Origin of the sequence: Campylobacter sp. RM5063 (genome assembly GCF_024723655.1) — a bacterium.
GTDB classification, from domain to species: domain Bacteria; phylum Campylobacterota; class Campylobacteria; order Campylobacterales; family Campylobacteraceae; genus Campylobacter_D; species Campylobacter_D lari_D.
Window position 1 is genome coordinate 94857 of sequence record NZ_JANQDA010000002.1, and the last position, 14984, is coordinate 109840.

General features: G+C 29.6%; 13 protein-coding genes. 1 reads left to right on the plus strand and 12 read right to left on the minus strand.

What is annotated here, in order from left to right:
* Window positions 1-7: 7 nt before the first annotated feature.
* Complete coding sequence (miaA, locus tag CAMP5063_RS01435; RefSeq protein WP_337194662.1) at window positions 8-883, plus strand: tRNA (adenosine(37)-N6)-dimethylallyltransferase MiaA; 876 nt, start codon at window positions 8-10, stop codon at window positions 881-883.
* Here the strand turns inward: miaA and CAMP5063_RS01440 are convergent.
* Genes CAMP5063_RS01440 through nuoD form a run of 12 tightly spaced genes read right to left on the minus strand, consistent with a single transcriptional unit; the run spans window position 874 to window position 14983 of the window.
* Window positions 874-3237 carry a tetratricopeptide repeat protein gene (locus CAMP5063_RS01440; protein WP_220566538.1) on the minus strand — a complete coding sequence of 788 codons (2364 nt, stop codon included), beginning with the start codon at window positions 3235-3237 and terminating at the stop codon, window positions 874-876. The genes miaA and CAMP5063_RS01440 overlap by 10 nt on opposite strands.
* Before the next feature lie 24 nt (window positions 3238-3261).
* Window positions 3262-4659, minus strand: a complete 1398-nt coding sequence (locus CAMP5063_RS01445) for an NADH-quinone oxidoreductase subunit N (RefSeq protein ID WP_337194663.1) — start codon at window positions 4657-4659, stop codon at window positions 3262-3264.
* Window positions 4659-6131 carry a complex I subunit 4 family protein gene (locus CAMP5063_RS01450; protein WP_337194664.1) on the minus strand — a complete coding sequence of 491 codons (1473 nt, stop codon included), beginning with the start codon at window positions 6129-6131 and terminating at the stop codon, window positions 4659-4661. The genes CAMP5063_RS01445 and CAMP5063_RS01450 overlap by 1 nt, the downstream gene beginning before the upstream one ends.
* 1 nt (window position 6132) lies before the next feature.
* Complete coding sequence (gene nuoL, locus CAMP5063_RS01455; RefSeq protein WP_337194665.1) at window positions 6133-7935, minus strand: NADH-quinone oxidoreductase subunit L; 1803 nt, start codon at window positions 7933-7935, stop codon at window positions 6133-6135.
* On the minus strand, window positions 7923-8234 hold the full coding sequence (gene nuoK / locus CAMP5063_RS01460) for an NADH-quinone oxidoreductase subunit NuoK (RefSeq protein WP_087699810.1): 312 nt from the start codon (window positions 8232-8234) through the stop codon (window positions 7923-7925). The genes nuoL and nuoK overlap by 13 nt, the downstream gene beginning before the upstream one ends.
* Entirely contained in the window at window positions 8234-8740 is a 507-nt protein-coding gene (locus tag CAMP5063_RS01465; protein WP_337194666.1) for an NADH-quinone oxidoreductase subunit J, read from the minus strand. The genes nuoK and CAMP5063_RS01465 overlap by 1 nt, the downstream gene beginning before the upstream one ends.
* Entirely contained in the window at window positions 8733-9365 is a 633-nt protein-coding gene (gene nuoI / locus CAMP5063_RS01470) for an NADH-quinone oxidoreductase subunit NuoI (protein WP_133319477.1), read from the minus strand. Before nuoI ends, CAMP5063_RS01465 begins: the two co-directional genes overlap by 8 nt.
* Window positions 9366-9374: 9 nt before the next feature.
* Window positions 9375-10373, minus strand: coding sequence for an NADH-quinone oxidoreductase subunit NuoH (gene nuoH / locus CAMP5063_RS01475; protein WP_133319476.1), 999 nt, complete (start codon window positions 10371-10373; stop codon window positions 9375-9377).
* Entirely contained in the window at window positions 10370-12823 is a 2454-nt protein-coding gene (locus CAMP5063_RS01480) for an NADH-quinone oxidoreductase subunit G (RefSeq protein WP_337194667.1), read from the minus strand. The genes nuoH and CAMP5063_RS01480 overlap by 4 nt, the downstream gene beginning before the upstream one ends.
* Window positions 12820-13536, minus strand: a complete 717-nt coding sequence (locus tag CAMP5063_RS01485) for a hypothetical protein (RefSeq protein ID WP_337194668.1) — start codon at window positions 13534-13536, stop codon at window positions 12820-12822. The genes CAMP5063_RS01480 and CAMP5063_RS01485 overlap by 4 nt, the downstream gene beginning before the upstream one ends.
* Window positions 13533-13760, minus strand: coding sequence for an NADH-ubiquinone oxidoreductase subunit E family protein (locus CAMP5063_RS01490; RefSeq protein ID WP_263661514.1), 228 nt, complete (start codon window positions 13758-13760; stop codon window positions 13533-13535). The genes CAMP5063_RS01485 and CAMP5063_RS01490 overlap by 4 nt, the downstream gene beginning before the upstream one ends.
* Entirely contained in the window at window positions 13757-14983 is a 1227-nt protein-coding gene (nuoD, locus tag CAMP5063_RS01495) for an NADH dehydrogenase (quinone) subunit D (RefSeq protein WP_337194669.1), read from the minus strand. Before nuoD ends, CAMP5063_RS01490 begins: the two co-directional genes overlap by 4 nt.
* Between the last annotated feature and the right edge of the window lies 1 nt (window position 14984).

The window sequence follows — 14984 nt, forward strand, 5'->3', positions numbered from 1 at the left end:
TTTTACGATGTTTTTTGAATTTGCTCTTATTGGAACTACTGCAAGTGGCAAAACAGAACTTGCTAACAAACTAGCTTATGAATTTAATGCAAGCATTTTAAGCCTTGATAGTCTTTGCGTGTATAAACAAATCAACATCGCTTCAGCCAAAACAGAGCAAAAAACCTTAGATGAGCTTGATTATTTTGGCATAAATTTATTAAATGTCAATGAGCATTTTAACATTGCTTTATTTTTTGAAGAATACAAAAAAGCAAAAGCCTTTGCTCAAAAAAACAATCAAATGTTAATTATTACAGGTGGAACTAGTTTTTATTTAAAAGCTTTAATGGATGGCTTGAGTGAAAATTTCAAAGAAAGTCAAAGCACGCTAGGTAATGATGAAATTTATCATTTAATGATAAAAACTGATCCACATGCCAAAATAGAAAAAAACGACACCTATCGCTTAAAAAAATGGCTTGGAATTTATGAGCAAACTAATAAAATCCCAAGCGAAGTTTTAAAAGAAACAAAACAAGAAGCTTTAATTAAAAAACTTGATATTTTTGAAATTTCTTGGCAAAAAGATCTTTTGGAAAAACGCATTATTAAACGCACTAAAAATATGCTTGATGAGGGTTTAATAGATGAAGCTAAAATGCTATATAGTAACTATGATCATCATTTAAAAGCACTAAATTCCATAGGCTTAAAAGAATGTAAAGATTTTTTAGATAAAAAAATAAATTTAAACGAGCTTGAAGAACTCATCATCATTCACACAAGACAACTTGCCAAAAGACAAAGAACTTTTAATAAAAAATTCAACAAAGAAATTTTAGATTTTCAAAACGCTTATGAAAATTTAAAAGCTTATATTTTAAAAAAACATCAAGGCTGAGTGTTTAAGACATTTAATTTATCTTTACATAAATTTTGCCAATTGCTTGTTGTGTTAATATCTATACAATTTTGCAAACTTTGCTTTTGATTTTGTACATCTTTTAAATCTTCATAAATATTACTTTGCATATAAAAAGCTCTTGCGCGCTCATCGTCTTTTAAAGGATTAGCAAGCAAATCTTTAAACAAAGTTAAGGCTTGTTGAGCTTGATTGTTTTGTTTTAAGGCTTTGATATAGATAAATTCTAAATCCGGACTAAAAAGATTTACTCCTTTTAAATTTTGATAATCAATAGCCTTTGGAGCATAAGTTAAAATACTTGTTAGAAAATTATTTTTTTCACAATAACGCAAAAACTCATAATATAATTCCACCATACGATAATTCATAGGAAATTGCTCTAGTTTTTGCAAAGTTCTTATCATAGCATTATAATCTTGCAATTTAAGTTCAGCAAAAAATTTAATATAATTTGCTTCAAATTTTTCATCATCGCTAATAATAGTTCTTGTATTTAAAATATCATTAATTGTTTTTACAACAAAACGATAACGCTTATCTTTAAGCGCCAAATCTGCACTTTGGAGTTTATAAAAAATAATATCATCATTTTCATTTTCCACTATATATTTTTTAGCTTCTTCTATACGAGTAGTACGCTTAAAGCATTCAAGCATTTGTTTTTTATTTTGTATTTTATTTCCCACATCATATACCTTAAAATCATCATATATTTTAACAGCAGCTAAGCACTCATCATTTTTTAAATTTTGTTCTAAAACTAAGATAGCAGCTTGTTCTAAAAGATTTTTGATTTCTTTGTTGGAATATTTTTCTATGTCTTTTTGATAACTTACAACTTTTTCATAATTTTTTTCTTGAAAATATAATCTCACATTATCAAATAAAGCCATACTAGAAATTTCTCCAGCATACTTTTGCATGATCTCTTCATATCTTTGATGCAAAAAACTTGCATTATTATCTTTTAAATATAAGAAATTTTTATCTTGAGCTTCTTTTATTAAACTCACATATTCACCCAAAGGAAAATCTTCTGTGTAAAGATCTAAATACTTTTGAGCTTTAGTATGCTCATTTGCATTTAACAAAGCCAAAGAAAGATCTTTTAATACTCTTTCATATTCTTTATCGACTTTAGTCAAATGCGTAAAAATATACTCATAAATTTTAGAACTTAAATCATAAATTCTATGATTACTAAAAGCCTTAGCTAAGGATAAAGAATTTTCTAAATCACTCATAAAAAATTCAGGATTTGACTCTAAAATTTTACTTGCTAACTCCTTGGCTTCTTTTGTATTTTGCGCTTCTAAATAATTTTTAGACAAAAATAAAGCAGCTCTACTAGCTAAATCTGCATTCGGAGTAGAATAATATACATCTTGATAAATATTATTTGCTATATTTTTTTTACCCAAATGATATAAATAATCTGCATAATCAAGTAAAGCTATTATAGTATATTTATCGTCTTTATGCTCAGTACTTAAAGTATCAATAATATAATCAACATTAGACCTTTGAGATAAGCCCATATAAACTCTCATCATGATATACATTACTTCCGTATAATCTTTATCATTAATATAAGTTCTCACCCATCTTTTAGCATCATCTAGCATTTGCTCTAAAATTTGTTGATCTTTATCAAGCTCATAGGTATAAAGCTTATTTTGCGCTCTTAATTTATAAAGCTCAAATTCATTCATAAATACACTACCTTGATAACGCTTAATAGCATTAACAGCATCTCGTAAAACTTGATCGTATTTTTTGGCTTCATATTCTTGTTTGATATTAAAATATGCATTAAAATCTGCACTTTTTGAAGTTTCCATAGGATTAGAATTTAAATCCAATGCTCCAATATAAGGCATTAATGCATCATCAAAATAAATATCAAAATCAAGTCCATCGCTAGGTTTATAATACCTTAAATCCTTAGTAAAAATAAACACAAAATGTTTAGAAGTATCTCCATTTTGACTTTGAATTTCTTTAGCATTAAAAATATCTTGAGAATAATTAAACATTTTAGCTAAAATTTTAGGATATATTTTAATTGTCAAAAAAGTTTGGTGTTTTTCAAAATAAATTGTAAAATCATCAAATTCTTTATTTTGAAATTGCATATTACTAACGCCCAAAACATTACACTCAAAATGAGTTTTTTCAAATTCAAAAATACTCTTGCAAGTAAAATCTTTATTATCTTTTAAATGCAAAAGTGTAAAGGGACGATTTTGTTCTTCCCCTTTATTAACAATAACCTCAAAAGAAAATATATAATTTATGCTTAATAATAATAAAAATAAAATCCTTATCATGAGCGTGATTATAGCAATATTATTTCACAAAAGCAAAAACGCACATGATAAGCTTCCGATAAAACATAAACTTAAAATAATCTTTTGCTTAATATCTAAATTTATACTCTTTATAGATTGACTTTTTTTAAAAAAGATATAAATTAAAATTTTCAAATAAGCATAAAGCATGATCATGGAACTTAAAGCTATAGCAAATATAAGCACATAATAGCCTGAATTTAAAATAGAAGCTAAAATTAAAATTTTACCCCAAAAAATCCCAAAAGGTGGAATTCCTGCTATACATAAAATAAACATAGCTAATATTATAGATAATACGGGTCTTTGATCAAATAAGCCAGAAAAACTTTCAAATGAGCTTTTTTGAAATAAACTTAAGATTAAAAAAATTCCATAGTTTGCAAAAGCAAAAGAAACCCAATAAACGAACAAGGCAAAAATTGAAAGCAGGTAAGAAGTCCCATCTCCTTGAGAACTCACACTCATACTAGAAACAATAACAGCCAATATAAAAGAAGAATGAGTAATAGAGCTATATGCAAGCATTTTTTTTGCATCTTTTTGAATTAAAGCTACTATGCTTACAGCAAGCATAGAAAAAATTGCTAACGATGCGACTATATATTCAAATTTTACTCCACCGCCTAAAGCAGAAAAAATTCTTAAAACTACTATTATCATAGCAATTTTTGGAACAATAGATATGAAAGCTATAAAATTTGTATGAACTCCACAATATACATCTTTTAGCCAAAAATGAAAAGGAGCGATAGAAAGTTTTACTCCAACAATAACCAAAAACATCACTCCAGCACATAATAATACAGGATCTGAAATATATTCAGAATGCAATAAATTATCCAAATCCAAAGACTTTGTTTTTAAATACACAAAAGCACAAGCAAAAACAAAAAATCCAGCCCCTACTGCAGCTAAGGCAAAATATTTTATGCTAGAACTAATAGCATTATGAGTTCCTCTTAATGCTATTAATGTATAAAGAGCTAAAGAAGATCCTTCTAAAGCTAGGAAAATCACAATCAAATTAGTACTTGAAACCATTAATATTAAGGAAGCAACCATAAACAAAAATAAAGAAAAAAATTCTGCTCTTTGCTCATCTTTGTCTATAAGCAAATAAAGCATAGAAAAAAACAAAATAATTATTTGTGCAAAAATTGCATAATTATCGCTTACAAATAAACCAAAAAAAGCATGAGAATCATCTAAAACAAAACCATTATAAAGCAATAAAAAACACAAAGTGCTAAGCAAAGCTATAACACTTGCTCCTATATAAAAATTTCTAGAAAGTTTTTTAAACGCACTCAATAAAAGTAATGCAATAGCCCAAAAAAGCAATGACAACACAGGAAATAATAATACAAAATTTAATTTTTCTAAACTAAAACCACTCATTAAAAACCTCTTATACTATCTATGATTTTTTGATTTTCTATGGCGATATTTCTTGTTTGCATAACTTCAAGAATACTATTTACATTAGAAGCAATTTGATCTAGCATAGCACTTGGAGCTACCCCTAAATAAATCACTAATGCACTTAAAATACTTAAAACAAAAATTTCACCTTTTTTAAGCATAAATTTACTGCACACTTCTTCTTCGCAAGTAGTAAAAAACATATTTCTATAAATATTTAGCATATAAATAGCTCCTAAAACGATTACACCGCCTGCAAATAATGCATACCATAAATTTACACTTGCCACACCTTGCAAGATCAAAAACTCACCTACAAAGGAAATAGTCAAAGGTAATGAAATAGATGAAAACAACAATACTGCAAAGAAAAAGCTAAATAATGGGGCTGTTTTAGCTAAATTTTTATAAAAGTCTAAATCAAAAGTATGATATCTTTTGTAAAGCATATAAGCGGCTAAAAATAAGCCACCTGTTACTATACCATGTGCAAACATATAAAATACAGAACCACTAACCCCATTATAAGTAAAAGTTACGATACCTAAAATTACCACACCCAAATGCGAAATTGAGCTATAAGCAATTAATTCTTTTAAATCCTTGGCTTTAAAAGCAATTAAGGCTGCATATAAAATTCCAACTATACATAAAATAGCAAGTAAAGAATAATAATGATTCAAAGTATCAGGCGCTAAAGGCAAAATAAATCTTAAAAACCCAAAAGGCGCCATTTTAAAGCTTACAAGCATTACAGATACTAAAGTCGGACTTTTGGTATAAACCTTTGGAGCCCAAGTATGAAAAGGAAATAAAGGACTTTTAATCGCAAAAGCAATAAAAAATCCTACAAATATTAGATTTTGTGCATTCTCAGGTATAAAAAATTCACTCTTATACCAAGCTAACAAATCAAAACTCCAATATCCAAAACTTTGATAATACAAAAATCCCACATAAATAATAGCTAAAAGCATAAGCATAGAACCGCAAAATGCATAAATGAAAAATTTAATCCCTGCCTTATAATTATCTGAATATCTACCTATTAAATAAATAAGCGGTATAAGAGAAAACTCCCAAAATACATAAAACAATAAAGCATCCAATGAAGCAAAAAGTCCTACAATGCAAAAATGTAATAAAAATATACTTATTACAACACTTTTATCTTGAATATCCAAACATATAAAAGATAAAAAAATCATAATAGAACAAAGTAATATTAAATAAAGCGCTATAGCATCTACACCTATGTGAAAATTAACTATCAAAGAATTTAAACTAAATTCATAAGCCATGCCACCATCGTAGTTAAATAACAAAAAAACATTAAAAACTAAAATCAAAAAACTAACTAAAACAGCAAAGGACTTGCTATCTTCTTTTTGTAAAAATAAAGCTATAAAAGCTGCAAAAAATGGAAATAACATTAATAAACCAAGCATATTACACCGCCAAAGCTAAACAAAATAAACACACAAAAGCCAAAACTACAATTCTTAAAGCCAAAGAATAATCCTTACCCATACTAAGAACCCTAGCAAATGTTTTAAGGAAAAATGCAATACTATCTACCAAAGCATCTAAAATTTCTTTATCAGCTTTTCTTAAAAATTCACAAAATAAAGCATACTTACTAACAATAAATTGATGATAAAATTTTGGTATGTAGTATTCATTAAACAAAAGTTTGTAAATACTTGTTTTAGAAAGTGATGGTTTAAACCAATTTTTCCAATAAGCTATGATAGCTAAAAGCACTCCAAGTACCGCAGAAACACTTGCAAGTATCATAACTAAAGAATTTTGACCATCAATAAAAGCTAAATTTTTACTTACAAAATCCATAAAGCTATGCTCAAAAAATCCTGCTATAATAGCAAGTAAAGCCAAAGGACTCATCGCAAGCAAAGCTATTTTACTAGCTTCATGGGGATGTTCTTCATGTCTTTTTGGAGTAAAAAATACAAGCATTAAAAGTCTAAAGCTATAAAAAGCTGTCATAAAAGCTGCTATTAAAAGTACTAAAAAAATTCCATGATGATGGCTTATAAAAGAAAATCCTAAAATTAAATCTTTAGAGAAAAATCCTGCAAAAGGATAAATTCCTGCTAAAGCTAAAGAACCTATAAGCATTAAAATAGCACTAAAACGCATACTTTTATAAAGTCCACCCATTTTACTAATGTCAAGCTTATCATTCATAGCATGCATAACATTACCCGCACCTAAGAATAATAAAGATTTAAAAAATGCATGAGTTGCAAGATGAAATAAAGCTATTGTATAAGCTCCAAGACCTGCTGCTACAAACATATACCCAAGTTGAGAAAGCGTCGAATATGCAATAATTCTTTTTAAATCTTTAGCTACCATAGCCATAGAAGCAGCAAAAAGCGCTACAAAAGCTCCAAGTATAGCGATAAAATACCCTACTTCAGGAACTTGTAAATAAAGCTCCCCTGCGCGAATTACCAAATAAACTCCCGCAGTAACCATAGTAGCAGCATGGATTAGAGCTGAAACTGGCGTAGGTCCTGCCATAGCATCAGCAAGCCAAGTATGGAAAGGAAATTGTGCTGATTTACCCATAGCACCTACAAAAAGTAAAAGTGCTATTAAAATCAAAATCACATCATTTTCATGCCCTAAAGATAAAAGGGTAAAAAATTCATCATATTTTAAAGAGTTAAATTCTATATAAATTAAGAAAATTCCTAAAAGCAAAGCCAAATCTGCAATTCTATTCATGATAAATGCTTCATTAGCAGCAAAAGTGTATTTTTTATTATGATACCAAAAACCTATCAAAAGCCATGAGCAAAGTCCAACACCTTCCCAACCTATGAAAAGTCCTAAGAAATTATCACTCATAATCAAAAACATCATAGAAAAAACAAAAAGTCCCAAATAGCTAAAATAGCGATTAAACCCTTCATCATGCTCCATATAAAATATACTATATAAATGCACAAAAGTCGCTACTATACTTACCACATTCATCATAATCAAAGTAATAGAGTCTATTTTAAAACCAAAACTAACATCTACTAAAGATATCCAAGTACCAAGTTCAAAATTAAAATGTACTCCATTATTTAATAAAACAATTGAAGCAAGAGCTGAAAAAGCCATAAATAAAGAAGCTAAATAACCTAAAATAATTTTCTTAGTACTAAAAGCAAAAATACCTAAAATAACAGCTGAGGCCAAAGGAGAAAAAAGTGCAATTAAAGCTAAATTTTGCATTTTATCTCTCCTTTTTCAGCTAAAGAGCTAAGCTCTAGTGTTCCTGTTTTTCTATACCATAAAACACAAAGCGCTATCCCAACAGCTACTTCACAAGCTGCAACTCCCATTACAAATAAAGCAAAAATTTGACCTTCTATGTCTTTATGAGAAGCTCCTGCTGTAACTAAAGCCAAATTAGCAGCATTTAATAAAATTTCACTTGAAATAAAAAGCATAATTAAATTTTGGCGTTTTATGATACCTATTAGACCAATGATAAACATCAAAATAGCCACAATGTAGTATTTTTCTAACATCATTGTTCGTCCTTTTTTACATTTTTTTGAGTAAGTGCTATAGCACAAATTAAAGCTATTAAAAGTAAAATTGCCATAAATTCAAAAGCAAGCATATATTTTGTAAATAGAGCAAAGCCTATTTGCTGAGTAGAATCGAGACTATAAACTTCACTAGTTTCATTTAAACCAAACTCATATCCCATAATAATACTAACTAATAAAACAGCACTAAAAATCACAGCAAAAATGAAGATTCTTTTACCTTTTAAACTTTCTTTTACTTTTGTAGAAGCATCAAAAAACATCATAGCAAAACTATAAAGACCTAAAATAGCTCCACTGTAAACAATTATTTGAATTGCTCCAATAAATTCAGCATTAAGTAAAAAATAAAATCCACTTAAAAAAACCATAGCCACAGCCAAAGAACTGATAGCATAAAGCACGCTAGTGCTTAAAACACTAATTAAAAAAAATCCCAACACCAAAACACTTAATAAACAAAAAGCTATCGTTTCAAACATTTTCTTCCTTTGGAGCATCTTGCTGTCTTTGCAAATCTATCTCATAATAATTTGGAGTTTTCTTTACTAAATCATCAGCATCTTTTCTTAAACTACCACTTCCTTCAAACACCACTTGATTTTTAAGCTCATCGATAGGGGTTAAAAAATCTTCCTTTTGACCAAAATAAGATCTTTGCTCTGCGGCATTTTCATATTCTTTACCATGCACAATGGCAAGTTCAGGACAAACATCAGCGCAAAATCCACAATAAATACAACGCCCTAAATTAATACTATAATTTTCGACCTTTTTGCGTCCATCTTCGCTTAAACTCGTTTCCATTCTTATACAATTACTAATGCAAATTTTTTCACACAAGCCACAACCAATACAACATTCATTTTCACTTTCAATAAAACGCATCAAACGATGAACTGCACGATATCTATCATCTAAAGCAACTTTTTCCATAGGATATTTAATCGTTGCGCTATTGTTTTTTTTAAACATTTCTCTTAATACGACAAATAAACCTACAAAAAGCTCCGTATTTAAAGAACGCTTGATTACTTGTATGAATTTTTCATAAGTATTTTGAGGATTTTTACGCTCAAAATCTACTTTAAAATAACCTTTTTTCATTGTTTTTTCCTATATCACAAGCACTAAAGCACTAATTAATAAATTTAAAACCGCTAAAGGTATTAAAATCAAATAACACATTCTCATTACTTGATCAGGACGCAGTTGCGGAAAAGCACCTCTAGCCCAAAAATACCAAAAGAACACAAAAGACACTTTCAAAAGCATCATAATAGCCCCTGGTATAATCCAAAAATCATTAAATCCACCCAAAAATAAAAGCGATATCATAATCGCTCCGGTAATCATGGCTGTATATTCTCCGATAAAAAACATACCCCATCTAAGTCCGCTATATTCAGTGCCATAACCTGAAACAAGTTCGGTTTCGTTTTCACTTAAACAAAGTGGAGTTCTATTAGTTTCTATAAAAATAGCTATCACAAATAAAATAAAAGCTAAAGGTTGTTTAAAAATAAGCCAAGAAAGTATGCCATCACTTTGATAGTTATTAATATCTACTAAAGACAAAGATCCAACAAGCATTACAACACACACCAAAGAAAGCCCTGCAACGCTCTCATAAGAAATAATAGAAACAAGCCCTCTTGCCCCGCCTAGCAACGACCATTTATTATTACTTGCTAAACCTCCTAAAAAAATCGCATAAAAACTAACTCCACCCATACCTACAACAAAAAGCAAGGCCACATTAATATCAGCGATAATAGGACGAATCACTCTACCAAATAAAGTAAATTCAGGAAAAATAGGTATAGCTGCAATTGCTACAAAAGCACAAATTGCTGCAATCAATGGAGCAATTAAAAATACCACTTTTTGAGCATAAGTTGGCACTATATCCTCTTTAGTAAAAAGTTTAATCATATCAGCAACTACTTGAAGCAAGCCAAAAGGGCCTACCATATCAGGTCCTAAACGACGATGAAATAAAGCCAAAGCCTTTCTTTCAAGATAAGTTGCCAAGCCTGCTAAAGTAGCAAAAATAGCTATAACAAGCACGCATTTTATAATTGTTTCTACAATAAAAAAAGTAATATCACTCATATTTTAGCTCCTGCTTTTTCAAGCCAAACTTTTACATATCGAGTATTATCAAATAAAGATTTATAATCAATCTTACTATCATAATCCCCTAAATACGCACCATTTTCTAAAGATTCATCACATTTTACACTTATAGCAATTTGAGTTTTTTCATTTTTTAAAATAACACTATCATCTTGGTTTAAATCAAATTTTTGCATTAAATCAGACGATAAAAATAAAGCTCCAACCTCATTAAAAGCTCTATTACTAAGCTTTGAAAACTGATGAATGCTATTTGCATAATATAAGGTTAAATTTCCTTCATTTTGCTCTTTAACTTCTTGAATGCTTAATGTTTTTTCAAACTCAAAATGGGAAAAATCAAGCTCATAACCTCTATGATTTACCCCACCATTATCATAATGATTTTCTAACTCATCAAAGTCAATTACCCTAAAGCCTTTATTTTGTGGTAAAAATTTAGTATAGTTGATCGTAAATTCTTCATCAAAACCTAAGGCATTTGCAAAATCATTTAAAAAATAACCTTTAAATTCTAAAGCCGCATTTGTAGGAACTAATCTTTTATCATAATTTACAAAGCTACCTTCTTGTTGATTTAAACTAGAACTTGCAAGATCAAAATGCCCATCATAAGAAAAAGCAAAATCGCCTTTTTCGTTATAACCTAATGTTTTTCCTACTTGAAAATCTTGACTTAAATCACAAATCAAACTCACACCTAAGGTATTAGTGCAAGTTGGATTTAAAAAGACTTTAAATTCAGTATATTTTTGTACCAAAGCACAAAGTTTTGCTAGCTTGGCACTTTGCTCATCATAATAAAAATCACTTCCTATAATAAGTGTAAATTTTTGCTTTTTTGCGAGTAAAGTCTCTAAAATATCCTCATCTATGCCAAGATTTTTCGCATAATTTGATCTTTGTACCTCTATGCTTTTTTTAATTTTTTTAGGCACAAGTTTTTTAACTTCTTCTATAATAGTTTCGCCGTTTTCATTTTGCTTTTCTATCTTTTCAGTAACTTCTTCATTAATAGTTTCTTCTATTTCTTTTGTATCTTGATAATACGCATTTTCTAATGTGTTTTTAAAATCCTGCGGAAGCTCTTTGGCAAATTTTTGCAAGATAAATAATAAAATACTTTCATTATCTTTAATATCATGATTAATCTGCAAGAAATTTTTAGAATATTTATCCACACCTTTATCTTTTATAGGGTGAAAATATAGCCCTGCACCTTTATTCATTACCAAAGCGTTATTAACTTTATATCCTAGCGTTGGCGCATCATAGCGTAAAAATGAACCTACGATGATTAAAAAATCACTTTGAGTGATATCGTCTGTATTTGCATTATACATTGCATTTGCATTTTGATAAAAACAAGCTAGGAAATCTTGGAATTTTTTAGCTTCATGATTTATAAGATTAAGATTAAATTTTTTACTTAAATTTTGCAAGATTAAAGCTTCTTCGTTAGTAATAAAACTATTAAATAAAATATTTTTTATTTCATCATTTTTTATCATATTTACTAATTTTTCAAAAGCTTTTTCGTCTTTACCTTGAACTTCATTTTGAGTATTAAAACCATATCTTGCAGCTTTATTTAGCGTAGCAAAAGCAAAATCATTGCTCACTCTATAAATTTTTTCTTTTTGATTATTAATACTAGTTTGTTTAATATCATAATACATCAACTCACAATCACTTGAATGTGGATTACTAGCTGGAATTTTCTTTAACTCCCAAGCATTAGATGTATATTGAAAAGCCGAACCTACCAAAGCTCCCGTTGGGCATACACTTGTACATTCTCCACAAAAAGAACAATCAAGTATATCGCCACCACTTGGTGCAATTAAACTCTTTTGAAATTTAGTCCAAATAGCTAGCGCATCTTTACTCATACTTTCTTTAAAGCTTGTATCAGGTGCGCTTGCTCCTCTTGGAGTAGTTTTTAAAGCGCTTTCTCCTATTTTATCTTTACAAACTGTGATACATCTTTCACACACGATACATAAAGCCGGATCATAATTAATCTCACCCCATTTTTTATGCTCTTTATGGGTATCTTTGATCCAATAATTTTGCACATTTACTCTTGCTTTATGTGTAAAGTTTTGAAGCTCACATTCACCGGATTTATCACATACTCCACATTGCAAAGGATGATTAATGCAATATGCTTGCATGATAGCATTACGCTCATCCCATAAATTTGGCAAATCACTTTCTACTACCATACCTTCTTTAACTTTAGTATTACAAGAATAAACCTTTTTACCATCAGCTTCTACCATACACATACGACAAGCAAGTGTTGGAGAACAGCCATTTAAATAACAAATTGCGGGAATGAAAATATCATTTTTTCTTGCGACATTTAAGATATACTCACCCTCATTTGCCTCACATTCTATACCATTAATGATAACTTTCATTTTATAACCTTAACTTGAGCTTTTGAAAAAGCAAAATCAGCGCTTTCATAATCAAACAAAGCCACCGTGCCTTTCAAATCATGATTGATTTTTACTATAGTTGTAAATTCTTGAGTGTTTATTTTTAAATTAATTTTATCCCCATCCTTAACCTTAGCAATTAAAGCAAAAGATGAAGAACAATGCAAATTTTTATCCCCTAAAGGTGCTTGCATGATGATAGTTCCATCAAAATTATCAAGTTCTAAAAGCTCACTAAAAGAATTTTGTATTGATAAATTTTCTTCATTTTCATTAGAGCAAATTAGCAAAAGATTAAATTTATGACAAAGTTTTTCTAAAAAATACTTAATATTTTCAAAATCTTTATGTTGATATAAATTTTCATCAAAAATAATACATTTTGCTTCTTTTAAAAACTCTAAAATCTCTAAAGCTTCTTCTTCACCAAAGCAAGATTCAGCGCTTAAATACCCCTCATCAAATTCGTTAAATTCAGTCTCCAAGCTCATCTTACAAAGCAAAGCAAGCACAAAAGGCGCACTTGCAATCTCACATTTATAAAAGTTTGCTTTTAAATTTTTATCCTCTAAACAAGAAATATTATAATTTTTACTTTTGTTAAGCTTAGCGCAAAGTGAAGGATTTTTTAAAGAAAGCAAATCCACAAAACACAAAGCATTTAAACCTTCTTGATATTTTGCTAATTTCATTGTCCTACCTTTTTAAAAACTATAGTCCAATCTACTTGATTAAATTTTAAAGAATTTAAAAGTTCACAATTTTGCTCTTTTATGAAAGCAAAACTTTTTTCTACACTAGAAAAATCTCCTATTTCAAATAAAACTACTAAAACTTCACCCATATAAGCATTTTGAATGATTTGCTCTAAATCCTTAAACAAATCTTGACTTTTTCTTAAATCCACGCGTCTCATCGGTCTATCTCGCCTAAAACTATATTAATACTTCCTAAAATTGCCACTGCATCAGCCAAATATGATCCAACAAGCATTTCTTCTAAAAATGCACAATGAAAAAAGCTTGGGGTTCTAGCTCTTAATCTATATGGCCTACCGCTACCATCTGAGTGGATAAAAAATCCAAGTTCGCCTTTTGGACTTTCAGTTGGCACATACGCCTCTCCTTTTGGTGGTTTTAAACCTTGGGTTACTAGGACAAAATGTTGCATAAGAGAATAATTTTGCGTCATGATTTGCTCTTTTGAAGCACTTACATACTCAGGATGATTGCATAAAATTTCAGGCGGAGTATCTTGATAAAGCTTAGCACATTGAACTAAAATTTTTAAACTTTCTCTAAATTCTTGCATATAAACCTTATATCTTGCATAAGAATCACCCATTTTGGCCACAGGCACGCCAAAATCTACCTCATCATAAAGCAAATAAGGCTCTTCTTTTCTAACATCATAAGCAATACCACTTCCTCTTAGCATAACCCCACTACAACCCCAACTTAGTGCTTGTTCTTTGCTTACAACTCCTACATTTTCAGTTCTTGCACGCCAAATTCTATTATCATCAAGCAAAGCTTCATAATCTTTTATATCATTTGGAAATTTATTACAAAATACCAAAAGTTCATCTAAAAAACCTTCAGGTAAATCAAGCATTACCCCACCTATTCTCATAGATGAATGCGTAAGTCTTGCCCCGCAATATTTTTCTATTAGATCAAGCACATACTCACGCTCTCTAAAGCAGTATAAAAATACTGTCATCGCACCAATATCAAGCGCATGTGTAGCAAGCCATAACAAATGCGAAGTAATACGGTTTAACTCAAGTAAAATCATCCTTATCACACTTGCTCTGCGTGGAATTTCCAAACCACAAAGTTTTTCCACAGTAGCTACATAGGCATAATTATTTGCACTAGCTGCGATATAATCCATTCTATCAGTAGTTGGGATAAACTCTTGATAGATCATATTTTCAGCCATTTTTTCCATACCACGATGCATATAACCTATACAAGGAGCAGCCTTGGTGATTTCTTCTCCATCAAGCTCTAAAATAAGGCGTAAATTTCCATGAGCACTTGGATGTTGAGGGCCAAGATTTACTATCATGGTGCCATCTTCACGCTCAAAGCTTATATTTTCATAATAAGGTTTTAATTTAGTAGAAATTTGCATT

What these genes read in the sequence shown, in the direction of transcription:
- miaA (WP_337194662.1), top strand. Translation starts at nt 8, where the DNA reads ATGTTTTTTGAATTTGCTCTTATTGGAACTACTGCAAGTGGCAAAACA.
- CAMP5063_RS01440 (WP_220566538.1), bottom strand. Translation starts at nt 3,237, where the DNA reads ATGATAAGGATTTTATTTTTATTATTATTAAGCATAAATTATATATTT.
- CAMP5063_RS01445 (WP_337194663.1), bottom strand. Translation starts at nt 4,659, where the DNA reads ATGAGTGGTTTTAGTTTAGAAAAATTAAATTTTGTATTATTATTTCCT.
- CAMP5063_RS01450 (WP_337194664.1), bottom strand. Translation starts at nt 6,131, where the DNA reads ATGCTTGGTTTATTAATGTTATTTCCATTTTTTGCAGCTTTTATAGCT.
- nuoL (WP_337194665.1), bottom strand. Translation starts at nt 7,935, where the DNA reads ATGCAAAATTTAGCTTTAATTGCACTTTTTTCTCCTTTGGCCTCAGCT.
- nuoK (WP_087699810.1), bottom strand. Translation starts at nt 8,234, where the DNA reads ATGTTAGAAAAATACTACATTGTGGCTATTTTGATGTTTATCATTGGT.
- CAMP5063_RS01465 (WP_337194666.1), bottom strand. Translation starts at nt 8,740, where the DNA reads ATGTTTGAAACGATAGCTTTTTGTTTATTAAGTGTTTTGGTGTTGGGA.
- nuoI (WP_133319477.1), bottom strand. Translation starts at nt 9,365, where the DNA reads ATGAAAAAAGGTTATTTTAAAGTAGATTTTGAGCGTAAAAATCCTCAA.
- nuoH (WP_133319476.1), bottom strand. Translation starts at nt 10,373, where the DNA reads ATGAGTGATATTACTTTTTTTATTGTAGAAACAATTATAAAATGCGTG.
- CAMP5063_RS01480 (WP_337194667.1), bottom strand. Translation starts at nt 12,823, where the DNA reads ATGAAAGTTATCATTAATGGTATAGAATGTGAGGCAAATGAGGGTGAG.
- CAMP5063_RS01485 (WP_337194668.1), bottom strand. Translation starts at nt 13,536, where the DNA reads ATGAAATTAGCAAAATATCAAGAAGGTTTAAATGCTTTGTGTTTTGTG.
- CAMP5063_RS01490 (WP_263661514.1), bottom strand. Translation starts at nt 13,760, where the DNA reads ATGAGACGCGTGGATTTAAGAAAAAGTCAAGATTTGTTTAAGGATTTA.
- nuoD (WP_337194669.1), bottom strand. Translation starts at nt 14,983, where the DNA reads ATGCAAATTTCTACTAAATTAAAACCTTATTATGAAAATATAAGCTTT.